This window comes from Amphibacillus xylanus NBRC 15112 (genome assembly GCF_000307165.1).
GTDB classification, from domain to species: Bacteria; Bacillota; Bacilli; order Bacillales; family Amphibacillaceae; genus Amphibacillus; species Amphibacillus xylanus.
In genome coordinates, this window is sequence record NC_018704.1 from 1,475,792 (window position 1) to 1,498,924 (window position 23,133).

Here is a 23,133-nt window from a genome sequence, read left to right on the forward strand (position 1 = left end):
TGCTATTCATTTGTAAGTCTTTTTAAGTCGGCATGTACTTTGTATTACCTATTTGAAATGCGTCATTAATTTTATAGTATAATTTAAATAATTATACATTATTAATATTACTGGTGTAATTAGGCAATGTCAAGAAAACATGAACAAGTAATTTTTTTCGACAATTTTCGTATCGAATCGTGAAAAAAATTGGTCGAGATTGTATGAACAAACTCGACCAATAGATCAATTTTTTATTCTTCTGGAATTAATTCATCCATTACTTCTGTAGTTTCACCATCTAAATTATAATGAGCTCGAACTGCTCGATTAATTTCATCAATCAATTCAGGATGCTCACGTAAATATTCCTTAGAATTTTCTCGACCTTGACCAAGACGTACTTCGTTATATGAATACCATGCACCACTCTTTTGCACAATATCTAAATCTGAAGCAATATCTAAAAGTTCTCCTTCTTGAGATATACCTTCTCCATACATAATGTCTACCTCTGCTTGCTTGAAAGGCGGGGCTACTTTATTTTTAACAACTTTAATTTTTGTTCTGTTACCTACCATCTCATTACCTTGCTTAATCGTTTCTGCACGACGTACTTCTAAGCGAACAGATGCGTAGAACTTCAATGCTCGACCCCCTGGAGTTGTTTCAGGATTACCAAACATAACACCAATTTTCTCACGAACTTGGTTAATAAAAATTGCCGTCGTTTGTGATTTGTTTATTGCACCTGAAAGTTTACGTAGGGCTTGAGACATCAATCGTGCTTGAAGCCCCATATGTGAGTCGCCCATCTCCCCTTCTATCTCTGCTTTAGGTACTAGTGCAGCTACTGAGTCCACTACTACAATATCTACTGCGCCACTACGAACTAGAGCTTCAGCAATTTCTAAAGCCTGCTCACCAGTATCTGGTTGAGAAAGTAACAACTCATCTGTATTAACGCCTAAGTTCTTAGCGTATACTGGGTCTAAAGCGTGTTCAGCATCAATAAAAGCTGCTGTACCACCTCGTTTTTGTACCTCTGCAATCGCATGTAAGGATACTGTCGTTTTACCAGATGACTCTGGACCATATATTTCAATTACACGACCTCTAGGATAGCCCCCAATTCCTAACGCAATGTCAAGTGCTAATGATCCACTAGAAACCGTCGCTATTTTATGTTCAGCTTGATCACCAAGTTTCATAATTGAGCCTTTACCAAACTGTCTTTCTATTGATTTCAAAGCCTGATCAAGGGCTTGTTTACGATCGCTCATCCGAATTCCTCCTCAAATTTAAGCTACTCCTATCATACCTTTTTTCAAAGAATTACACAAGCAAAATGCGAATGAATGTTCTCTTATTTTTATATATAAAATTACACTGTTTTCTTGATTTTTATTTTCATTCCAATAAAACAGCCGATAAAAATGGCTACTTTAAATATTTATAGATTAATTCCAATCCTCTCTTCACAGCTAATTCACGAACGATATTACGTGGCTTTGAAAAATGACATGTATGTGTTTGATAGTCATTTTCATTGTGATATAAACAAATATACACAGTTCCAACTGGCTGTCCTTCTAATGGCTCTGGTCCAGCAACGCCAGTAAAGCTTAGTGCATAAGTTGAATTAAAGGCTCGCTTGGCCTGTTTTGCCATCTCGTAGGCTGTTTGTTTACTTACGACACCATATTGATCAATTGTTGCTTGATTCACGCCTAACGCGTTTATTTTGGCACTATTACTGTAACTAACTAAACTACCGTTGAAAACTTGACTTGATCCTGGAATTGATACAAACTGATCAGCAAATTTTCCACCAGTTAAGCTTTCTGCACCAGCAATTGTTGCATTTTCTTTTTTTAATTGATTAATAATCACATCAATTAATTTTTGATCATCGGAACCATAAATATATTGACCAATCCTGTTATGAATTTCTGTTTCCATCGTTTCAATCAATTGTTTTGCAGATTCTTTTGAACTTGCTTTAGCTGTAATTCTTAGAGCTACTTCGCCGTCTGCAGCGAGTGGAGCAATTGTTGGATTAGTTTGATTTTCAATTAGATCCTTCACTTCAGTTTCAAGCTGTGACTCGCCTATTCCAATACATCGAAGCATTTTAGATTCTATCACATCATTTAACTGATATTTTTCCTCAAGATAGGGCAAGATTGAATCTGTCACCATATTTTTCATTTCACTTGGTACACCAGGCATTAAAACGATTAGCGATTGCTGATATTCAATTAGCATGCCTGGAGCAGTTCCAATTGGATTTCGAATGACAACCGCACCATCAATGACAAGTGCTTGTTTTGAATTGTTTTCTGACATAGGACGATTTGTTCGATTAAAGTAATCCTTTATATCTGCTAGAACTGCTTCGTTTTCAATTAACTTTTTCCCTACAACCTCTGAAACGACTTCTCGCGTCAAGTCATCATCTGTAGGGCCGAGACCACCCGTAATTAAGATTAAATTCGATCGCTCTAGCGCTTGTATAATCACCGATTTTAATCTTTCATGATTGTCGCCAACTACTTGGTGAAAATACACACCAATCCCTTTAGTAGCTAATTGTGATGAAATCCACTGACCATTGGTGTTAGCAATTTGTCCGAGTAATAATTCAGTACCAACCGCAACAATCTCAGCCTGCATATCCATTATTTAGACTCCTTCATTACATGCCAATTCTTAATAAAATAGTCTACACCTGAAATCACAGTTAAAATTAAAGCTATATAAAGTAATACTTGACCCATTGGAAAATCTAAATAAGAAAATGGGTAGTTATGCAATAATAAGAAAATGATTGATAATAACTGAAATGTCGTTTTCCATTTACCCAAAGGACTAGCCGCTAATACTAAACCTTCTCCAGCAGCCACTATTCTAAGCCCAGTCACTGCAAATTCACGAGATAATATAATGATGACAAGCCAAGCTGGTGCTGAACCAAGTTCAATTAACAACACATAAGCTGCAGTTACTAATAGCTTGTCAGCCATCGGGTCTAAAAACTTCCCTAGATTTGTAACTAAATTGTACTTTCGAGCATAATAACCATCTAACCAATCTGTTCCAGATGCTAGTATAAAGATTAATGCAGCAACAAAATGATCGATAGGAAGAGTAGTTGCACCGATCGTCCAACTTCCCCAATCAAGATCAATTGTTAATAAAATAATAAAAATTGGGATTAAAAAAATTCTTGATAAAGTAATTCGATTTGGGATATTCATGTTTATCCATCCTTTCATGTTTATCAAATTATCATCATAAAACCCCACCCATCACATGATGAGCGGGGTCATGACGACTTATTCCGTTTCCTCATTTAAATAAAGCCATAGAACTTGTACCGCAGTAGGTGATATTTCTTCTGATAGTTCAACTTCTATATCATTTATCATTATTTTAATATCTTGAGGATTACCGAACCTTAAGTAAATAAAATCTTCTGTTGAAATATCAAAAGTAATCGGAGAGGCATTTGACTGTAATGTTGCATAATATAACCGTTCACCTTGATCATTTTCAACCTCTAGCCAATTACTAGTTGAGGATTCAATAATCAATTCAATTGATTCCTCATTTGATTTATAAGAATACTTTGATTCAGCATTTTCATATGATATGAGCGCTAACTCTGGTTCCTCATCAAGCTCTTTATTTGGTTCGTTCTCGCTAGTGTCATCATTGGTATCATCTGACTCCTGATTAGATTGATCATCACTATCGTTTGAAGGAATTGACACTTTATCGCCTGCTGATTGATCACTATCTACTTGATCAGTAATTCCCGGATCAGAATTATTTGGATTAAGAGATGTGCGCCAAATAAAGAATACTACACCAAATAGTAGCACAAACACAATAATTGTTGGCATAATTGTTGCAAATGGTGATGGTTTAGACGAAGTTGATTTTCTTCGTGTTCGAGATAACTGTGTGTAATCAACTTGCTGTTCAGAACTCGGAATTTCATGCTGATGCTCATCCAACAGAGCTTTAAAATCCAGATCAACTACATTTGCATATTCTTTAATAAATACCCGGGCATAAAAATTACCTGGAATCATTGAAAAGTTATTTTCTTCAATCGCTTTCAAATGTCTTATTTGGATTTTTGTTCTTTGAGAAACATCATCCAAGCTGTACCCTTTTTCCAAACGGGCTTCTCTTAATTTTTCACCAATTTGCATCTATAACACCATCCGTTTAACAATATTACTTTCTGTATCTAAGTCCAGACCACTATTTCTATAATAAATGATTTTCTCCATATATTAAAGAGGAAATCTTAATTTTCACTAATTCTAGCTAATTTTTCACTCAATTACCTAAAATTTGTTCCAATTAATATAATAGACTCTGTTAAACATCAAAAAGTTACATGATTATAAGTTCTGAATTGATTACTTTTGCTCAGCGATAACTTGGAAAACTGCAACATTATCTTCTTTGATCCAGTTATTTAAAAACGAATTTGTTTCTTCTAATGTAATTTCCTCTAATGTCGGAATTAATTTAAAGAAATCAAAATCAAGCATCTGATAGTGTGTCACTTGATTCGCTATATCTGATACGCGATTCATACTTCTTACTATTTGACCGATTGATTTGCGTTTCATTCGTTCAAAATCTTCTTCGGCAATTTGATAATCCTTAAAAGTTGCAAGCTGTTCTTTTACTTTCTCAGCTAATTGATCTGGATATTGAGTATTACCACCAATAATAGAGTAGCAAAATTCTTTTTGACGTTCTGTTTCAAAACCTAATCCGCCATCAATTAAATCTAGATCGTAAAGCTCCTGGTAGTACGTACCCGATCTCGAATAAAAATAATCCAATAACATATCAGCAATCAATTCTTCTTTAATAAATTGTTTACTATCAGTTGCAGGCAGTTCCTTAATTCCAATCATGCATTTAGGTACGGCAACTGGCATATTAATTTTTTCAATTTCTTTATATACTTTTGGTTGTTCTGCTTCAAAATGTCGTTTAATCGTAGTCGGAGGTGCAAATTCTTTACTTTCTTGATTTGCTTTAATCATATCAATCATTTCTTTTGGATCAAATTGTCCGACTAAAGTTAAGATCATGTTAGATGGATGATAAAAAGTGTGATAACAAGTATACAAATCTTCTTTAGTAATCTGGTTAATCGAATCGACTGTTCCTGCAATATCAATTCTGACAGGATGCTTTTCATACATCGCACCAATGATACCGAAGAAAGCTCTCCAATCTGGTTGATCATCATACATTTTAATTTCTTGTGCAATAATCCCTTTTTCTTTTTCTACTGTTTGATCTGAAAAATAAGGTTCTTGAACAAAATCTAACAATATCTTCGTATTATCAAGGATATCTGTCGTCGATGAAAACAGATATGCCGTTTTTGTAAATGAAGTATAGGCATTAGATGATGCACCATTCTTCGTGAAATATTGAAAAACATCATAATCTTCTTTTTCAAACAATTTATGTTCAAGGAAATGCGCAATCCCATCTGGTACAGTAATAAATTCATCCTCACCTAAAGGGACAAACGTTTGGTCAATTGAACCATATTGTGTTGTGAAAATTCCATATGTTTGTAACATCTCTTGCTTAGGAATTAAAATAACTTGTAAACCATTTGGTAAGACCTCTCGATATACTGTCTCTTTTAATTGATCGTAGGTCATTTTATTCATGATTCTGGCCTCCCATCGCTGTTAAGAAATATACCGTATCTAGTTCCATTTTTTCTGCTACCTTAACAATCATTGACTTATCAACTTCTTGAATTGCTTCGATTAATTCAAAAACTGATCGATCAGATTGACCGACTCGTTGATTATAAAGTACCTCAATCATTCCAAATGGATCGTCTAGCGTTTCTTTATATTGATTAATAATTTGTCGTTTAGATTCTTCAATTTGCTCTTCTGTAAAGTCACCTTGTTTCATTGCATCCATTTGTTCAATGATAATCGTTTTTGCTTTTTCATAGTCATTTGGGGCAATTCCACTGTATACAAATAGTAAACCTTTATGACTTTCAAATTGTGACGAAGCATAATAAGCTAAGCTATTTTTTTCTCTGACATTGATGAATAGTTTAGAACTCGGAAAACCACCGAATATCGCATTAAACACTTGTAATGCAGGATAATCAGGATCTTGAAATCGTGTATGTGTTCTGAAACCTAGATGAAGCTTACCTTGTTGGATTGATTGTTCTTCAATTACTTCTTGAGACTCTTTAACATGGCGATCTTCAATCGTTAAATCTTCATCATTCGTCGAAACTTGATTGCGATCGAATAAATCACCAATTATTCCTTCGACATTAACTGATTCAAAATCACCCATTACATACAGATCAAGTTTATCCTCTGTTAAAACTTTCTCATAGTATTGAGCTAAATTAGTTTCATTAATTGCATCAATATCCTCTAAATAGCCGTGCACATGAATTTGATAAGGTTCATCTTTACACATTTCGTCAACTAAGCGAATGTTTGCATAATGAATCTTATCATCAACTATAGATGTAATTTTTTGTTTCAATGTTTGCTTTTCTTTGTTAACGATTTTCGGATCAAACTGATTATTTTCTACCTTTGGTTTAAAGATTGCTTCACTAAAAAACGTTAATCCTTCTTGTAAAATATTTTCGTCAGTTGACAAATACGCTTGATTAGCTAGTGTCATGCGAGCTGTTAAGATATGTTGTTCACCTTTTTTAGTACCATCAATAGAAAATGTTGAACCATATAAATTATCTAATTCTCGTCTAAATAGGTTTGCGGTTGGATACTTTGCTGTCCCCTGCTGTAATACAAAAGGAAGTAACGCACGTTTCGTAATATCCTCTCTATTTAATGCGGTACGAAACTTTGCTGTAAAATGAATTGTTTTAAATTTTTTATGATCAACTATATGTAATCTATAGCCTTTTTTTTCAATCGTTTTTAAATTGATGTCCATTTTAAATGGCCTCCTTCGTAGTGGAATAGTTGATGTGATATTGAGATTTGATTACTAAATGTCTTCATTATTGTGTCCATATTCTATTCCTTCATTATATTTTACAACATAATTACTCAGGTAACAATTACCACTATATAATATAACAGAATTTTAGGATCTTAGGCGAAACAATAAAAAAAGGTTCAATGCCAAATAGTGTTGGAGGATTTTGTAATTAACCGAGAATAAATTTATATTCATTTTAATTAAGATACAACTTGTTCACCTGCTGTTTTTCACTTCTAAATTAAATGGCTGCTTCATATCGTGTTTCTATTGATTTAAACTTGAAGTGAATCATAATTCGTTTCTTAAAATAAAAAAATAACGTTAGTAAGTTCTCAAACTCACCAACGTTATATTTTGTACAACCAAAAAACCGTCTATTTAGACGGCTTTTTTGCTACATTCTTTTTCTAACAACATGAAATTGAAAAGCATCACTTCTGAAATAATTTTCTGAATATAAAATTGGCTCATCATCTTTAGTGTAATGCATTTGTCTTAATAGTAACAATGACTGATCAGGGCTACAATTTAATATTTGTGAAATTTTATCGTGGTAGCCGATTGGCTCCACATAAGCATGAGCATATTCAATTTGTTTACCTGTTATTGTATGAATTAAATTAAAGATAGAATCTTGTCTATGAATATGTCCAACGGGAACGACATCATTATCAACTTTGTCGATGCAGTAGACAACTGGTTCACCGTCAGCAGTTCTAACACGTTCAACACGTGCTATTAATTTTAAATCGGAATAATTAAAGTTGTTATAATCGCTTTTTGTCGGTTCGACAATTTCAGCAGCAACAAACTGAGTTCCAGGTACTTTACCTGCTTTTTTTATCATTTCTGATACGCTGCCTAATTCTTCAATTCCTGAAGAATAAATTGGCTTAGGATTGACAAACACCCCAACGCCTAATCGTCTTGTAACAAGACGCTCTTCCACAAGTTGATCAACGATTGCTCGCATCATTTCTTGTGAAGTTTGATATATCTTAGCGAATTCATATAATGGCTGTAGCTTTTCGTTAGGTAAATAGACACCTCTTTCTATGTCATGTCTTACCTTGCTTAAAGCTTGCATAAATTCGCTATTGTCCTCTATCCCCATTTAAAATCCCCCAATAAATATTCGAATAACTAAATTATTATTAATATAACACTTAACATTAAATAAATAAACCGTAGATTATATAATCAAGTTAGTCACCTAAAATAAAAGGGCATGTGAATTCCATGTTATATTGAGAGTACCACCAAACAATATAAGGAGTGAATTCACATGACCCAAGTAAATAATAACACAGAATCACGCAAAGGAACACACCTTACCTTCGCTGAAATGAATCAAATTGAAGCTTATAAGAAGCTGGGCTTATCAAACCGCGCGATCGGTCGCCTGCTTGGTCGAAATTATCAAACCATTAATAATAACGTTAAAAAAGGGACTGTGACTCAAGTTAGTAAGCAGACACAGAATGGCAAATCCTATTTTTATGAAAGAGACGTTTATTTCGCAGATGTCAATTATGACGTCTATGAAAAGAACCGTTCTCACTGCGGACGTCGGCCCAAATGGACTGATGGGCATGAGTTTGTTGATTGGGCTGATCAAAAAATGCTAAAAGATAGGTGGTCGCCAGATATTGTAGTCAATTTCGCCAAAGAAAATGAACTATTTCATGAATCGATTATTCCAAGTACGACCACCCTTTATCACTGGATTGAGAGTGGCATCATGAAGACAAAGAACATTGATTTACTAGAAAAGGTTGATCGTAAACCACGTTCAACACGTGGTAAAGCACGTCGTAATAAAAAAGTCCACGGGACCTCGATCGAAGATCGTCCTGAATCGGTTAATCAGCGAAAAACATTCGGGCATTGGGAAATTGACACGGTCATTGGCAAGAAGAATGCCGATGAACCTGCTCTGCTTACACTTGTTGAACGCAAGACGAGATTTGAATTAATCTTCAAAATAGACGGCAAGCAAGCTGAATCGGTTGATCATACTTTAGAAACATTTCTCAGTTAGTTAAATGGTATTGAAGGTGATATCTTCAAAACGATTACGTCGGACAATGGCAGTGAATTTAGCAATTTATCTGAAATATCTGAAGCGATTGACGTCTATTTTTGTCATCCCTACGCTTCCTTTGAACGTGGTACCAGTGAAAATCAACATAAAATCATTCGTCGTTTCTTACCAAAGCATCAGTCATTAAAAGATGTGACAGAGGCTCAGGTGAAAAGGATCCAACAATGGATGAACGACTATCCAAGAAGGAACCTAGACTATAAAACGCCACATCAAGCATTTGTCTTAGAGTTGCAAAAACTACAGTTAAATCTTGCAGCTTAAACAGCTGTAGTACTTGGTATAGCAACGAAGTTGCATGTTGTATCTGTTTGGACTTAAGTCCAAACAGATACAACCAACATAAGATAGAAATGACTTACGTCATTTCATACAATATAACTTTGTGAGATCACAAAAATAAATTTGTCTAAGTGACTAACTTAAACTTGAAATCTAAATTAAATAAATAAACTCTAATTTCTATATTATTCTCTAAGTTTCGACAAAAAATTACGTTATGATTCTAGATACTCTGTTATGAGTACTTTTCTCGGTTTAGAACCTTCGTAAGGACCAACAATTCCGCGAGCTTCCATCATATCAATTAAACGCGCTGCGCGTGTGTAACCGATTCTAAAACGGCGTTGTAGCATTGATACACTTGCTCTTTGCATTTCAATGACCATAGCTACAGCATCATCGAATAACTCATCATCTGGTTCTTCTTGTGTTTCCTCAACATCATCCGGGATCATTTCTTCTTGATATTTTGCTTTTTGTTGATTAATACAATGGTTTACAACTTTCTCAACTTCGTGATCAGATAGAAATGCCCCTTGAATACGAATTGGTTTCGATAATCCGACAGGCAAGAACAACATATCTCCTCGCCCTAAAAGTTTGTCTGCTCCACCCATATCCAGAATCGTTCGTGAGTCCATTTGAGAAGATACACTAAAAGCAATTCGCGATGGAATATTTGCTTTAATGACCCCAGTGATCACATCAACTGATGGACGTTGTGTAGCAATAATTAAATGAATTCCAGCAGCCCGCGCCATTTGTGCAAGTCTAGTAATCGAGTCTTCCACATCTTTTGAAGCAACCATCATTAAATCAGCTAATTCGTCAATTAATACAACAATATATGGTAATAGTGGCTGTTGATCTACTTGAGATGCTGTTGTATTGTATTCCTTGATAAAATTATTGTAACCTTCAATATTACGGTTACCCGTATCTGAAAATAAATCATAGCGTCTTTCCATTTCAGCAACGACTTTTTGTAATGCTTGTGCTGCTTTTTTAGGATCAGTGACAACAGGAGCTAATAAGTGTGGAATCCCATTATAAATATTAAGCTCTACTTTCTTTGGATCTATCATCATCATTTTAACTTCATGAGGTTTTGCACGCATTAAAATACTCGTAATAATACCGTTAATACAAACACTTTTCCCACTTCCAGTTGCACCTGCAACTAATAAATGCGGCATTTTATTTAACTCAGCAATTATTGAGTCACCAGAAATATCACGTCCTAAGACAAAGGAAAGTTTTGAACCTTCTTGATCATTTAAAGCCTCAAAAACTTCACGCATTGTAACAATTGACACTTCATGATTAGGTACTTCAATCCCAACGGCTGATTTTCCTGGGATCGGTGCCTCAATACGAATATCTTTTGCCGCTAATGCAAGCGCAATATCATCATGAAGACTTACAATTTTACTCACCTTAACGCCTGCAGCTGGATAAACTTCATACTTCGTTACAGCTGGTCCAATATGAACCTTAGCAACTTTAGCCTTGACACCAAAGCTTTCAAAAGTTGTTTCTAGTTTACGAACTGTTTGTTGAATCATCTTTCGATCTTGTGGATGTTTTTTATTTTTTGGTTGATCTAATAGCTGAATCGAAGGTAATTCATATGATTCATTTTCTAACTCTGTCATCGCATTTACTTCTAATGATTCAATTTCCTGACTGTCTTCATCCTGTTCATCATCTTCTTGATCACTTTGTTGCCCCACTTCTTCTGAATAAGCAACCTCAGTAAACGCCGCAATGACAGGGCCTTCCTGCTCAATTGGTTCTTCAGGCTCAATCTCAATTGGTAATTGATGTTCTATTTTAGGTTTTTCTATTTTCTTTGTACGTTTTTCTTTTTTTCTATTCTTTTGCCAAGTCTTAAATTGTTTGACTCTATTTTTGATAAATGCATCAATTGAAATATCAAAGAAAAAGACCGTGCCTATTATAATCATAAATACCGCTAAAAAGACCGCACCAGTTGTTGAAAACAACACATATGTAAAGGCATATAGTAATGCACCAATCATACCGCCACCAAGCACACTAGCTTCCGCTGTATGATCTAAGAAAGAGATATAATTCTGCCAAGTTAATCGAATAATTGACTGGCTCTCTTCTGTTAAGTAGTGACTGTATTGATCAATATGACTGATGAGAAGTAATCCAATGAAGCTAATGAGTAGTCCAAATGTTTTTCGAGTAAAGAGTTGTGGCATTTTGCGTTTTATCATTAAATAAATCCCGATAATTAATAATGTAATAGACGCTGCCATATACCAAAAACCAAACAAAAAGCGCAAACTATTTTCTAACCAAGACGTAATGATGCCATCACTGATAGAGCCTGCCCCGCTACCGAATATGGCAATTAATACACAGATAATACCGTATAATTCATACTTAAACGCCTGACTAATTTTTAGTTTCTTCTTTTTTCTTTTCCGTGCCATGAAAAAACCCCTTACTTTTTACAATTGATTAATTAATTATATCATACAATAGTTGATACGGTGGGAAAAATATCAGCAAATTAGCCATTTGTAGTAATCGCACGCTTTTCTGAAATGAGTGAATTCTAAGATAAAAATACTGAATGTATTTTGCTGTATACAATATACAATCTTAAAAATACAATAAAGTACAATATCAATATGACATTGTACTTTATTAATGATTATTTATTTGATTCAATTAAATCGTAAATTAGCTTTTGTTCTGCTTCAGTTAAATCAACTAGTGGTAGGCGAACGTTTCCGACATTCAGGCCTTTAATTTTTAATGCGGCTTTTACGGGTGCTGGTGATGGTGCCATGAATAACCCTCGCATGATCGGTAAGAGTTTACGATGAAGTTTTGCCGCTTTCTTTACTTCACCCGCTTCATACAATTCAAGCATTTCTTTAAATTCATTACCAATTATATGAGATGAGACAGACACGACACCTGCTCCACCAATTGATTTGATCGGCAATGTTAAACTGTCATCACCACTGTAGACTGTGAAGTTATCTTTAGTTTCTTCAATAATTTGTGATAACGCATCTAAGTTCCCACTCGAATCTTTTAGTGATACGATATTTTCAACTTTTGATAATGCAATAATCGTATTAATATCAAGTTGCACAGAAGTTCGACCAGGTATGTTGTAAAGCATAATTGGTAACTTTGTTGCTTTAGCAATCGCAGTATAATGCTCATATAGACCAGCTTGACTTGGCTTATTGTAATATGGTGTGACTAGTAATAATCCATCTACACCTATTGCTTCTGCTTCCTTTGATAGTTCGACTGATTCTTTAGTATTGTTTGATCCTGTACCAGCGATAATTGGATATTTACCATCTGCTACTTTTACTGCATGTTTGAATAAATCAATTTTTTCTTGATGTGTTAACGTAGGTGATTCGCCAGTAGTGCCAGCGACAATTATAGCGTCAGTACCATTACTGATTAAATAATTCATTAATTCTGTTACCATTGGGAAATTAATTTGATTATTGTCATCAAAGGGCGTCACCATTGCTGTTATAATTTGACCAAAATCCATCTACATAGCCCCCTTTTTTATATCTGATCAATTGTTTAAATCAAAAGCTTGATGAAGGGCATTTATTGCCGTAACAAGGTCTTTTTCATTTATCAGTACCCAAATAGTCGTGTGACTATCTGCTGATTGTAGAATTTCTATACCTGCACTGACTAAGCTTTGTACCATTTTAGCTGTAACGCCTGGAACGCCTGTCATCCCTGCTCCTACAATTGATACTTTTGCGCAGTTGTGAATCAATTTAGGTTGATAGCCTAAATCAAGTAATATTCGTTCTGCTTTTTCACTTAACATCTCTGGAATAGTATACATCACTCCAGAAGGAAATATATTAATAAAGTCAACTGAAATACTAGCTGATGCCATTGCTTCAAAAATCTGAGCATGCAGTAAACCAGATGGCTGATCTGCTTCAATTTTTACTTGAGTAATGTTTGCCATATGGGCAATACCCGTAATTAAGCGGTCAGGAATCTCTATTCCTTCTATATCGTCAGTTGACCCAGTTACTAGTGTACCAATTTCATTAGATCGATTCGAGCGGACCCGAATTGGAATTTTTGACTGCATGGCGATTTCCACTGCCCTTGGATGAACGACTTTAGCACCTTGATAAGCTAAATTACAGATGTCTGTATAACTAGCTACTTCAAGTGTGCGTGCATCTTTCACCATTCTCGGATCAGCGGTCATAATGCCATTAACGTCTGTGAAAATGTCAATATATTTTGCTTGTAGTGCTGCACCTAAGGCCGCTGCTGATGTATCGCTTCCGCCTCTTCCTAATGTTGTTACTTCATGATCTCTTGTTTGACCTTGGAATCCTGCGACCACAACTACATCATGAGCCCTTAGCTCAGACACTAATCGATCGATTTCCATTGCTTTAATTTTTGCCGAAGTAAAATCATCTGTTGTAATAAAGCCTGCCTGTGCACCGGTTAAGCTTGTCGCTAATAACCCTGATTGCTTAAGTTCATTAGACAAAACAACTGCTGAAATAATTTCTCCACAAGACATGAGCAAGTCTTGCTCTCGCTTTGATTGCTTGCCATTTGGATAGTTAATCAGCGATAAAAGAGAATCCGTTGCATATGGGTCTGGTGAACGTCCAATTGCTGATACAACGGCAACTACTTTATAGCCTTCATTGATCGATTGCTTGATATGATTAATTGCGTATTCTCTAGATTCGGCATCTTTTAGTGATGTGCCACCGAATTTTTGCACTAAAATATCCATAAACTCACCCCAACATTAGAGCCAATTATTTTTTATAACAGATTCAGCAATTTGTACTGAATTCCATGCAGCTCCTTTTAACAAATTATCTGAAACAATCCATAGGTGAATGCCTAATGGATTATCTAAATCTTTTCTGACACGTCCTACAAATACATCTGTTTTTCCTGCTGCATCTAGTGGTGTTGGATATTGTTGATTTTTTATATCATCTTTCAATACTAATCCTGGTGCATGAGCTAAAACGTGTTGAATTTCTTCTACAGTTACATCCTTTTCTACTTCAATATAAACACTTTCTGCATGAGAAGTGAAAAATGGTAATCGAACACAAGTAGCAGCTACGTGTAAGTCTTCTCGATTCATTATTTTCTTCGTTTCATTGATCATCTTCATTTCTTCAAATGTATATCCGTTATCTTGAAACACATCAATTTGTGGAAGAGCATTAAATGCAATTGGATAATGGTTTGGCTCGCTCTTAACAGGTAAAAGTTGTGCATCAACAGCTTCACCATTTAAAAAGGCTTGTGCTTGGCGCTTTAGTTCTTCAACAGCTTGAGCTCCTGCTCCTGATACAGCTTGATATGTGGACACAACTACACGCTTTAGACCGAATTTTTCTTCGATTGGCTTTAATGCGGCAACCATTTGGATCGTTGAACAGTTAGGGTTAGCGATAATGCCTTTGTGATTTTTAATATCACCTTCATTAACTTCTGGAACAACTAATGGCACTTGTTCATCCATTCGATACGCACTTGTATTATCAATAACGACTGCTCCGCGTTTTACAGCTTCAGGTGCAAGTCGTTTAGAGACAGACCCTCCTGCTGAAAATAACGCAATATCTATACCTTCAAAGCTTTCTGGTTTGGCTTCTTCTACAACAATGATTTCATCTTTAAATTTTATTTTTGTCCCTGCTGAACGCGGTGATGACAATAATTTTAATTGTTTAATCGGAAAGTTTTTTGCTTCTAAGGTCTCTAAGATCTTTTGGCCAACTGCTCCTGTTGCGCCTAATAGTGCAACATTATATTTTTCTGTATTTGACATAAAAAAACCCCTCTCCACAAGCATAATTAAATTTAGTTCCTATTTTAACATATTATAATGGTAAGAGGGGTTTGTATAGTCTATTTTAATATTTTTATCTAATAAGTGATAATTATTGGTTGAAGTTGTTTGCCTTCTAGTGCTTTTTCTACAGTTTCAGGCAATAGATCCATTTTAGCTATCATTGAATTTGGTTTTCCGATTGGATTATCTTGGCCAAATGGTACAAAATAAATTCCTTTAGTTGCGACTAGTCTCATTAAGTTAACGCCGTTTAACCCGAGTGCATCATTTGTCGAAATGGCCAAAACAATAGGTGATTGATTACGCATTGTTGCCTTAGTGGCCATTAATACTGGAGTGTCTGTAATTGCATTGGCAAGCTTACTTAAAGTATTACCTGTTAGAGGTGCGACAACCATACAATCAACAGGATTATTTGGACCAAATGTCTCAGCCTCTACTATTGTTGTTACTGGTTTATTACCTGTTATTTCCTCTAACTTTTTTAAATGATCCTCTGCTTTGCCAAAGCGAGTGTCGGTTGTTTGAACATTATATGAAACAACAGGTCGAACATTTGCACCTGCCGCGACCAACTTTTCAATGATTGGAAATACCTCCTCATACGTACAATGTGAGGCGGTAATACTAAAGCCAATTTCCTTCCCTTTTAACATAAGCTGTTCCCCTCCCTGCTTGTTATTGGTGCTCTGCAATCAGTTGATCTATCACAGTTGCTAGAATTTCTCCTGCAGTTTTTGGTGCTACCTTTGCAGGTAAGCCTAGTGCGTGAATTGTGTTTAGTCCTCGTTTTTTAGCATATTCAAAATTAATTCCACCTGGTTTTGACGCAAGATCAATAATTAATGCATCGGCTGAAAATGCGTTCAACTCAGGCTCATCAACGATTAATGCTGGTACTGTATTAATCAATAGATTACACTTTTTAATATATGCAGGTAACTCACTTAGGTGAAATCCCTCAAATCCAAACGTTTTAGCTTTAGCGATGTCTTTCGTTTTTCTAACACCCGCATATACATTAGCACCAAGTTTGGCAAACTTATCAGCTACTGTTAAACCGACACGACCGAGCCCTAATACAATGACATTTGAATCTTGAAGGGTTATTTTCATTTGTTGCAATGCTAGTAATATCGTCCCCTCAGCTGTTGGCACTGAGTTATAAATTGCAACATCATCACGTTCCATCATAGGAATAAGCGTAAGAGGATGATCTTTAGTGACTTGCTTTAAATAGTTAGTGTTAATTCCAGTAAACACGAGGGTAGATGATTTCAATTTTCCGAAAAAGTCATCTGGTAGTCGAATTGATCTGTTGGAAAAAGTTGATTTTACGTAACCGCCTTCTTCCACACCTGTAATTGGGAGTATGATAACGTCTAAAATTTCAGGATTTAATTCTTCTAAATCTGTGTATTGTACGCCTAAAAATCCCTGATCCAATTGATCATAACCAATCAATTTAATAGTGTAATTAGGTTTGCTGATTAATTTTTTTATTAGTTCTAAGTAGCGGGCATCGCCCCCTATTATCGCTACTTGTTTCTTTAATATCATTCCATTCACCTCTGCTGTTTAAAAATAAGAAGTGTAACGATGTTTTAATAATCATGACTAACATGTAGTTTACAACTTCGCTTTATTTTATGCTTATCGTCTAAGTCAGTGCAGGACATTAACACAAATAGGTATAACACTAGATAAAAAAATGACCACCTAATTAAATAGGTAGTCATTGGAAAAATGGTGTTATTCATTTGTCTTTCTAATAATAATCGTGTCTTTACCGACCTTTTCAATTTGATCCCAGTTAATTCTAATTTGTGATTGATCCCTTTTTAGGCCAAATAAACCATAGTTAGGTATAATAAAAGCTTTAATCTGACCTGTCTTTGGGTCTAGTTCTAAATCAGTTTGACCGAGTAAACCTAAACGTCTACCATCTTCTAAATTAACAATTTCCTTTCCACTTAGCTCTTGATACCGCAATCTCATCCCTCCCATTACCATTTTATGAATAGGAACAATCAATTAGACTTATACACAATTGCAGAATAAAAAAGGTTATACAATATATAACGTTGGTGAGTTTGTAAACTTACTAACGTTATTTTTTATTTTAAGTATATTTAATTTTGAAGTGAAAAACAGCAGGTGAAATACACGAGACTCCTGCGGGAACAAATCTTTTCGGTGGGACGAGTAATCGCAGTCCCAGCACGAGCTGAAGATCCACTAAGGTAAGCGCCCTATGCTTGCCTTAGTTAGCTAAAAGCCGTGCCCGCGGAAACATACTAAGATTAGTAGTACAAGACCTAGGCCAGGTTTTGTGCTACTATTTTTTTATAGTAGAAGTGAAGTAAAGCCGAATCACGCTAAGGACCTTGAGTTCGACGATCGGAAACTGGCTAACTTCACTCCCTTATTTGAATCAGCTTAGTATGTTGGGTCCCCAGAGACCGTGTATAAGAAAGTGGAATCGATAAGGTAAAGTGGAGACTTCTACAAAAATATTAAGGAGGAGAAGAAAATGAGATGCGTTATTGCTTTCGACGTTAGTCGAAAGAGTAGTACCATGGCCGCTTACAACGAGCAAGGTAACTGTGAATTTGAAGGGAGGTTAATTCATTCAAAAACGGGATTCTCTAATTTAAGTAAAATCATTAAAGATCTAAGTGAAAAGAATAATTATACCTTAGAATTTGTTTTTGAAGCGACTGGAGTATATTCGGCTGCTTTAGAACGATTCTTACGAGAGAATAATCTCGTTTATTATTCTTTAAATCCTTTATTAGCACACCTTAACACCCAATCTCTAAGAAGAAACAAAACAGATATAAGTGATGCGCATCAACTGGCTAAGAATCATTTTAAAAACGATTATTTCCAAACTTATCGCGAAGATTCTTATTACGAACAGATGCGTACAATGTCACGTCGCTATGATGAGATTATGAAAGAGAAGATTCAGTACAAAAATCGACTACATGCATCATTACAATTATCTTTCCCAGACTTTGATACGGCTTTTATTAACAAATCAAAACTTTATTATAATCTTGTACAAGTATTCCCTCACCCAAACTTGATATTAAAACGATCTAAAACAGTTATTAAAAATCGTATTAAAAAATGCACTAAGAAAAACTATTCATTAAAAAAGTTAGAGGAAAGAGCAATTTTATTGATTGAAATCGCAAAGGATTCATTTCCAGCAGTTGATGAAACAGACTATTCTTGTGAGTTAGTAAGGGATTATGCCAAGAAAATATTAGAGATGGAGGAAGAGCAAGATGAAATCATTCAAAGAATGACAGAAATGTCAAAAGACCGTAAAGAATACAGGATCCTTCGGTCATTTCCCGGAATAAAAGATAAATTAGCCTGTAGAATCATAGCTGAACTAGGGGATTTAACACGTTTTAAAAATAATAAACAACTAAATGCATACGCCGGTATAGATATCGTAAGATATCAGTCTGGAAATATGGAGTATAAAGATCGTATAAATAAACGAGGTAATAGTAGACTGCGTGGTATTTTGTATTTTATGATTGTCTCAATGCTTTCTGCTAAAGGAAAACAAATAAATCATTTAGTTGATTATTATTATAAATTAAAAAAACAACCCTATAATAAGCATCATAAGGTTGCAGTAGTCGCTTGTATGAATAAATTCTTGAAAGTCACATTTCATCTTATTCAAAACGACCTATTGTATGATTATGAGAAAGCTTCAAGCCAACAATAATCATACTATGATTTAATTATAACACAATAGACCTTGAAAAAAGACAAAAAACACAAGGTCTATTCGAAGTGCAAAATTTTAATTAATTCCCGGAGGGGTACCCCTCCGGGAATTAATTAAAAAAAGGGATTTAAACACTTGACTAAACGTAAGAAAGCGAGTGTATTTCACCTGCGGTGAACAAGTTGTATCTTTATTAAAACTAATATAAATTTATTCTCGACTAATTATAAAACCTACCAACACTATTTGACATTGAACCATAAAAAAACGACACAATTGGATTTGAATCACCAATTGAGTCGTTACTTGCTATTTTACTTCTTAGCTTCGTCTTGCTTTTTCTGTTCGTCTACTAAGACTGCTTTTCTTGATAAATTAATTCGGCCTTGACGGTCAATTTCAATAACTTTAACCATCACTTGATCGCCAACCTTAACTACATCTTCAACTTTATTTGTTCGTTTTGTATCTAATTCAGAGATATGGATAAGTCCTTCCTTACCTTTGAATAGCTCAGCAAATGCACCGAATTTCTCGACACGTTTTACTGTGGCTAAGTATAGTTCGCCAACTTGAGCTTCACGAACAATCTCTTCAATCATGCTCTTAGCTTTTTCATTCATTTCTTGATCAGCAGATGCTATATACACGCTACCGTCTTGTTCAATATCAATTTTAACGCCTGTTTCATCGATAATCTTATTAATTTGCTTACCACTTGGTCCAATAACATCACGGATTTTATCCGGATTAATTGTCATTGTAATTATCTTCGGTGCATACGTAGACAATTCTTGTTTTGGTTCAGCAATAACACTTGTCATATGCTCTAAAATATGCAAACGTCCAACTCGTGCTTGTTGTAAGGCTTCTTCTAAAATCTCACGTGCAAGACCATCAATCTTAATATCCATTTGTAATGCTGTAATTCCTTTTTCAGTACCTGCAACTTTAAAGTCCATATCTCCTAGGAAGTCTTCCATTCCTTGGATATCACTTAAAACAGTATAATCATCGCCTTGTTTTACAAGACCCATTGCAATACCAGCTACTGGTGCTTTAATAGGAACACCTGCATCCATTAATGCTAATGTTGACGCACAAATACTTGCCTGTGAAGATGAACCATTTGATTCTAAAACCTCTGACACTAAGCGAATTGTATATGGGAATTCTGTTTCAGATGGAATAACCTTCTCAAGGGCACGCTCTCCTAATGCACCGTGACCAATTTCACGTCTTCCTGGAGCACGGATTGGTCCTGTTTCACCAACACTAAAGTGTGGGAAGTTATAGTGGTGCATGAATCGTTTTGTTTCCTCTAAATCTAAACCATCAAGAATTTGCACATCTCCTAGTGCACCTAAAGTACATACTGACAATACTTGAGTTTGACCTCGTGTAAATAATCCTGATCCGTGTGTACGTGGTAATAGATTTACTCGAGATGATAATGGTCGGATTTCTTCCGGAGTTCTTCCGTCTGGTCGAACTTTTTCGACTGTAATTAAGCGACGTACTTCGTCTTTAACGATTTGATCAAGAATGTCTTTAACTTGATTGATCGTTTCTTCATCAGCCTCGTTATTTTCAAATGTTTCAATAACTTCTTTTTTAACTAATTCGATCGATGCTTCACGCTCTAATTTTTCATGCGTTTGAATCGCACTAACTAGACGATCTTTTGCTAACTTTTCAACTTCTAAAGTTAGTTCTTCATCTAAATTAAAGAGAGCAACTTCCATTTTTTCTTTACCAACTGCTTGATAAATTTCCTCTTGGAATGCTACTAAACGCTTAATCTCTTCATGAGCAAACATAATTGCTTCTAACATAACATCTTCAGGAACTTCATTTGCTGATGCTTCAACCATGTTAATCGCATCTTTTGTACCAGCAACTGTTAACTCCATATCGCTTTTTTCACGTTCTTCAACTGTTGGGTTAATGATGAATTCTCCATTAATTCGGCCAATGTTAACGCCAGCGATCGGTCCATTAAATGGAATATCTGAAACACCTAATGCGATTGATGAGCCAATCATCGCAGCAATTTCTGATGGTGCATTTTGATCTACACTCATTACCATGCTGATTACTTGAACATCATTTCTAAACCCTTCTGGGAATAATGGTCGGATTGGTCGATCAATTAATCTAGAAGCTAAAACTGCTTTTTCACTTGGACGTCCCTCACGTTTGATAAATCCGCCAGGGATTTTTCCAACTGCATAAAGACGTTCTTCATAGTTTACTGTCAATGGGAAAAATGGTAAGTCCTTAGGTTCTTTTGAGCCTGTAGCTGTAGCTAAAATCGATGTATCACCATAGTGAACCATACAAGAACCGTTTGCTTGCTTAGCTAATTCTCCAACTTCCACAATAAATGGTTTTCCTGCTATTTCTGTTTTAAAAACTTGTTTATTTGACATATTATTTTCTTACCCCTCTCTTCTTACTAGCTATCCCACTCGTTATATTGTTTTCCATTAATTTACGACTAAAGAAAGAGATTTATACAACTAATTAATGTTAGTAACTGCAATAACCTTTGCACAAGTTATTAAATCGTGCTCCATCCTGATCAAAATGCAGTATGTGCTACTGCACTTTGATCAGAATCGAGCAAAAGGTATTGGCAGTTTTATTGTCTCTTAATTGTAAAATAAACATACAGAAAAAGCGGGAATACTCCCGCTTTTAATGTTTATTATCGACGTAAACCTAATTTTGCAATAACTTCACGATAGCTTGCGATATCTTTGTTACGTAAATAATTTAATAAGTTACGGCGTTTCCCAACCATTTTTAACAAACCACGACGTGAGTGGTGATCTTTTTTATGAGTACGTAAGTGCTCATTCAAGTTGTTAATTTCTTCGGTTAGGATAGCGATTTGTACTTCTGATGAACCAGTGTCATTCTCATGTACTTTGAACTCATTAATAATTTCATTTTTTCGTTCTTGTGAAATTGCCATCCATTTCACCTCCTATATTCATTTGAAAACACCAGTCCCCTAGCTGTCGTTGGAGATTCGACTAGCCAAGCTGACGGCTTCCGATAATTAGATTAACTCTTTTTAGACAAAAAAGCAAGTATTCTTAACAAATTCACTAAAAAAGCTGACGAATTTGCTTCTCATCATCTTTTAATTGTTCAATCAATTGATCAACATGATCAAATTTATACTCTGGTCGTATATATTTTTGCCAACAAACAGTAATACGTTGATCATAAACTGATTGGTTAAAGTCAAAAATGTGAACCTCACATTTTATCTCACTATCCATAGACTCGAAAGTTGGATTATGACCTAGACTCGCCATACCATGATACGTTTGTTCATTAATAATAACGGTAACGTAGTAGACACCATTTTTAGGCATCAATTGCTCTGGATCTACGGCGATATTTGCAGTTGGATAACCAATTTCTCGCCCTCTTTTATAGCCATGTACAACAGTTCCTTCGGTCATTAATGGTCTCGTTAGCAAAATACTAGCCTCTTCTACTTTACCTTCCGTCAACAGGTTCCTAATTCGTGTAGAGCTAACTTTCTCATTATCTTCATGATATTTTTCCACAACATGAATACCGAATCTTTCTTTTGAATGGCTAATTAGTGTATTAACATTGCCAGCACCACGATAACCATAAGTAAAATCAAAACCACAGACTAGCTGTGAGATATTTAAACCGACAATGTACTGATCAATAAATACTTGTGGCTCTAAACGAGCAACTGTACTATCAAAATGAATGACATATAATATATCTACATCAAAATCTGATAAGATTTTCTTTTTTTGATCAAATGTATTTAAATAAGTAAATTTAGTTTGATTCCCTCTAATAACGACAGATGGATGCGGGGTAAAGGTCATCACAGCTAATTTCTTATTTAAGCGCTTCGCAATGTCCTTAGCGGTCTGTAAAACATATTGGTGACCCTTATGGATCCCATCAAAAAAACCAATCGCACAGACTGCATCACCTGTATGATCTTGATTGTCTAGAATAGGATATTTTAAATCTACAGTTTTCATCATATTTCTCCTCGATTAACTT

The 23,133-nt window shown here is 35.1% G+C and carries 18 protein-coding genes and 1 pseudogene; 2 read left to right on the plus strand and 17 right to left on the minus strand.

Annotated elements, in window-relative coordinates; translation table 11 throughout:
• Nucleotides 1-233 precede the first annotated feature (233 nt).
• The 7 genes from recA to AXY_RS07375 form a co-directional block, all read right to left on the minus strand.
• Nucleotides 234-1,262: a recombinase RecA gene (gene recA, locus AXY_RS07345; protein WP_015010167.1), complete on the minus strand. Its 1,029-nt coding sequence runs from the start codon at nt 1,260-1,262 to the stop codon at nt 234-236.
• A gap of 157 nt (nt 1,263-1,419) precedes the next feature.
• Nucleotides 1,420-2,661 (minus strand): competence/damage-inducible protein A, encoded by a 1,242-nt coding sequence (locus AXY_RS07350; RefSeq protein ID WP_015010168.1) that lies wholly within the window; start codon nt 2,659-2,661, stop codon nt 1,420-1,422.
• Nucleotides 2,661-3,239: a CDP-diacylglycerol--glycerol-3-phosphate 3-phosphatidyltransferase gene (gene pgsA, locus AXY_RS07355; protein ID WP_015010169.1), complete on the minus strand. Its 579-nt coding sequence runs from the start codon at nt 3,237-3,239 to the stop codon at nt 2,661-2,663. The genes AXY_RS07350 and pgsA overlap by 1 nt, the downstream gene beginning before the upstream one ends.
• Nucleotides 3,240-3,317: 78 nt before the next feature.
• On the minus strand, nt 3,318-4,202 hold the full coding sequence (locus AXY_RS07360) for a helix-turn-helix domain-containing protein (protein WP_015010170.1): 885 nt from the start codon (nt 4,200-4,202) through the stop codon (nt 3,318-3,320).
• 213 nt (nt 4,203-4,415) lie between these two features.
• Nucleotides 4,416-5,702, minus strand: a complete 1,287-nt coding sequence (gene yfmH, locus AXY_RS07365) for an EF-P 5-aminopentanol modification-associated protein YfmH (RefSeq protein ID WP_015010171.1) — start codon at nt 5,700-5,702, stop codon at nt 4,416-4,418.
• Nucleotides 5,695-6,981 carry an EF-P 5-aminopentanol modification-associated protein YfmF gene (gene yfmF, locus AXY_RS07370; RefSeq protein ID WP_015010172.1) on the minus strand — a complete coding sequence of 429 codons (1,287 nt, stop codon included), beginning with the start codon at nt 6,979-6,981 and terminating at the stop codon, nt 5,695-5,697. Before yfmF ends, yfmH begins: the two co-directional genes overlap by 8 nt.
• Nucleotides 6,982-7,426: 445 nt before the next feature.
• Nucleotides 7,427-8,146 (minus strand): GntR family transcriptional regulator, encoded by a 720-nt coding sequence (locus AXY_RS07375; RefSeq protein WP_015010173.1) that lies wholly within the window; start codon nt 8,144-8,146, stop codon nt 7,427-7,429.
• Between the two features lie 171 nt (nt 8,147-8,317).
• Here AXY_RS07375 and AXY_RS07380 point away from each other — a divergent pair.
• Nucleotides 8,318-9,400: pseudogene (locus AXY_RS07380) on the plus strand (IS30 family transposase).
• A gap of 233 nt (nt 9,401-9,633) precedes the next feature.
• Here AXY_RS07380 and AXY_RS07385 read toward each other — a convergent pair.
• The 7 genes from AXY_RS07385 to AXY_RS07415 form a co-directional block, all read right to left on the minus strand.
• Nucleotides 9,634-11,883, minus strand: coding sequence for an FtsK/SpoIIIE family DNA translocase (locus AXY_RS07385; protein WP_015010176.1), 2,250 nt, complete (start codon nt 11,881-11,883; stop codon nt 9,634-9,636).
• A gap of 224 nt (nt 11,884-12,107) precedes the next feature.
• A complete protein-coding gene (gene dapA, locus AXY_RS07390; RefSeq protein WP_015010177.1) occupies nt 12,108-12,980 on the minus strand; it encodes a 4-hydroxy-tetrahydrodipicolinate synthase in 873 nt (290 codons plus the stop codon).
• A 27-nt stretch (nt 12,981-13,007) separates the two neighbouring features.
• On the minus strand, nt 13,008-14,222 hold the full coding sequence (gene dapG / locus AXY_RS07395) for an aspartate kinase (protein ID WP_015010178.1): 1,215 nt from the start codon (nt 14,220-14,222) through the stop codon (nt 13,008-13,010).
• Between the two features lie 15 nt (nt 14,223-14,237).
• Nucleotides 14,238-15,281 (minus strand): aspartate-semialdehyde dehydrogenase, encoded by a 1,044-nt coding sequence (locus AXY_RS07400; RefSeq protein ID WP_015010179.1) that lies wholly within the window; start codon nt 15,279-15,281, stop codon nt 14,238-14,240.
• A 98-nt stretch (nt 15,282-15,379) separates the two neighbouring features.
• A complete protein-coding gene (locus AXY_RS07405; RefSeq protein ID WP_015010180.1) occupies nt 15,380-15,961 on the minus strand; it encodes a dipicolinate synthase subunit B in 582 nt (193 codons plus the stop codon).
• A 22-nt stretch (nt 15,962-15,983) separates the two neighbouring features.
• Nucleotides 15,984-16,865, minus strand: coding sequence for a dipicolinate synthase subunit DpsA (gene dpsA, locus AXY_RS07410; RefSeq protein ID WP_015010181.1), 882 nt, complete (start codon nt 16,863-16,865; stop codon nt 15,984-15,986).
• A 192-nt stretch (nt 16,866-17,057) separates the two neighbouring features.
• The gene (locus AXY_RS07415) at nt 17,058-17,297 is read right to left on the minus strand and encodes a YlmC/YmxH family sporulation protein (protein WP_015010182.1); all 240 of its coding nucleotides are present in this window, start codon (nt 17,295-17,297) and stop codon (nt 17,058-17,060) included.
• A 541-nt stretch (nt 17,298-17,838) separates the two neighbouring features.
• On the opposite strand from AXY_RS07415, the gene AXY_RS07420 reads away from it, so the two are divergent.
• Nucleotides 17,839-19,059 (plus strand): IS110 family RNA-guided transposase, encoded by a 1,221-nt coding sequence (locus tag AXY_RS07420; RefSeq protein WP_015009979.1) that lies wholly within the window; start codon nt 17,839-17,841, stop codon nt 19,057-19,059.
• A 317-nt stretch (nt 19,060-19,376) separates the two neighbouring features.
• On the opposite strand, the gene pnp is transcribed toward AXY_RS07420, so the two are convergent.
• The 3 genes from pnp to ribF all read right to left on the minus strand — a co-directional run bounded on the left by pnp (nt 19,377) and on the right by ribF (nt 23,111).
• A complete protein-coding gene (gene pnp, locus AXY_RS07425; RefSeq protein WP_015010183.1) occupies nt 19,377-21,494 on the minus strand; it encodes a polyribonucleotide nucleotidyltransferase in 2,118 nt (705 codons plus the stop codon).
• 278 nt (nt 21,495-21,772) lie between these two features.
• Nucleotides 21,773-22,042 (minus strand): 30S ribosomal protein S15, encoded by a 270-nt coding sequence (rpsO, locus tag AXY_RS07430; RefSeq protein ID WP_015010184.1) that lies wholly within the window; start codon nt 22,040-22,042, stop codon nt 21,773-21,775.
• A gap of 136 nt (nt 22,043-22,178) precedes the next feature.
• The gene (gene ribF, locus AXY_RS07435) at nt 22,179-23,111 is read right to left on the minus strand and encodes a riboflavin biosynthesis protein RibF (RefSeq protein WP_015010185.1); all 933 of its coding nucleotides are present in this window, start codon (nt 23,109-23,111) and stop codon (nt 22,179-22,181) included.
• Nucleotides 23,112-23,133: the final 22 nt, after the last annotated feature.

Excerpts from the sequence above, each read along its gene's own strand:
- dpsA (WP_015010181.1), bottom strand. The coding sequence starts at position 16,865 with ATGATATTAAAGAAACAAGTAGCGATAATAGGGGGCGATGCCCGCTAC.
- recA (WP_015010167.1), bottom strand. The coding sequence starts at position 1,262 with ATGAGCGATCGTAAACAAGCCCTTGATCAGGCTTTGAAATCAATAGAA.
- AXY_RS07350 (WP_015010168.1), bottom strand. The coding sequence starts at position 2,661 with ATGGATATGCAGGCTGAGATTGTTGCGGTTGGTACTGAATTATTACTC.
- AXY_RS07400 (WP_015010179.1), bottom strand. The coding sequence starts at position 15,281 with ATGTCAAATACAGAAAAATATAATGTTGCACTATTAGGCGCAACAGGA.
- yfmH (WP_015010171.1), bottom strand. The coding sequence starts at position 5,702 with ATGAATAAAATGACCTACGATCAATTAAAAGAGACAGTATATCGAGAG.
- pgsA (WP_015010169.1), bottom strand. The coding sequence starts at position 3,239 with ATGAATATCCCAAATCGAATTACTTTATCAAGAATTTTTTTAATCCCA.
- dapA (WP_015010177.1), bottom strand. The coding sequence starts at position 12,980 with ATGGATTTTGGTCAAATTATAACAGCAATGGTGACGCCCTTTGATGAC.
- AXY_RS07405 (WP_015010180.1), bottom strand. The coding sequence starts at position 15,961 with ATGTTAAAAGGGAAGGAAATTGGCTTTAGTATTACCGCCTCACATTGT.
- rpsO (WP_015010184.1), bottom strand. The coding sequence starts at position 22,042 with ATGGCAATTTCACAAGAACGAAAAAATGAAATTATTAATGAGTTCAAA.
- AXY_RS07375 (WP_015010173.1), bottom strand. The coding sequence starts at position 8,146 with ATGGGGATAGAGGACAATAGCGAATTTATGCAAGCTTTAAGCAAGGTA.
- ribF (WP_015010185.1), bottom strand. The coding sequence starts at position 23,111 with ATGAAAACTGTAGATTTAAAATATCCTATTCTAGACAATCAAGATCAT.
- dapG (WP_015010178.1), bottom strand. The coding sequence starts at position 14,222 with ATGGATATTTTAGTGCAAAAATTCGGTGGCACATCACTAAAAGATGCC.
- yfmF (WP_015010172.1), bottom strand. The coding sequence starts at position 6,981 with ATGGACATCAATTTAAAAACGATTGAAAAAAAAGGCTATAGATTACAT.
- AXY_RS07385 (WP_015010176.1), bottom strand. The coding sequence starts at position 11,883 with ATGGCACGGAAAAGAAAAAAGAAGAAACTAAAAATTAGTCAGGCGTTT.
- AXY_RS07420 (WP_015009979.1), top strand. The coding sequence starts at position 17,839 with ATGAGATGCGTTATTGCTTTCGACGTTAGTCGAAAGAGTAGTACCATG.
- AXY_RS07360 (WP_015010170.1), bottom strand. The coding sequence starts at position 4,202 with ATGCAAATTGGTGAAAAATTAAGAGAAGCCCGTTTGGAAAAAGGGTAC.
- pnp (WP_015010183.1), bottom strand. The coding sequence starts at position 21,494 with ATGTCAAATAAACAAGTTTTTAAAACAGAAATAGCAGGAAAACCATTT.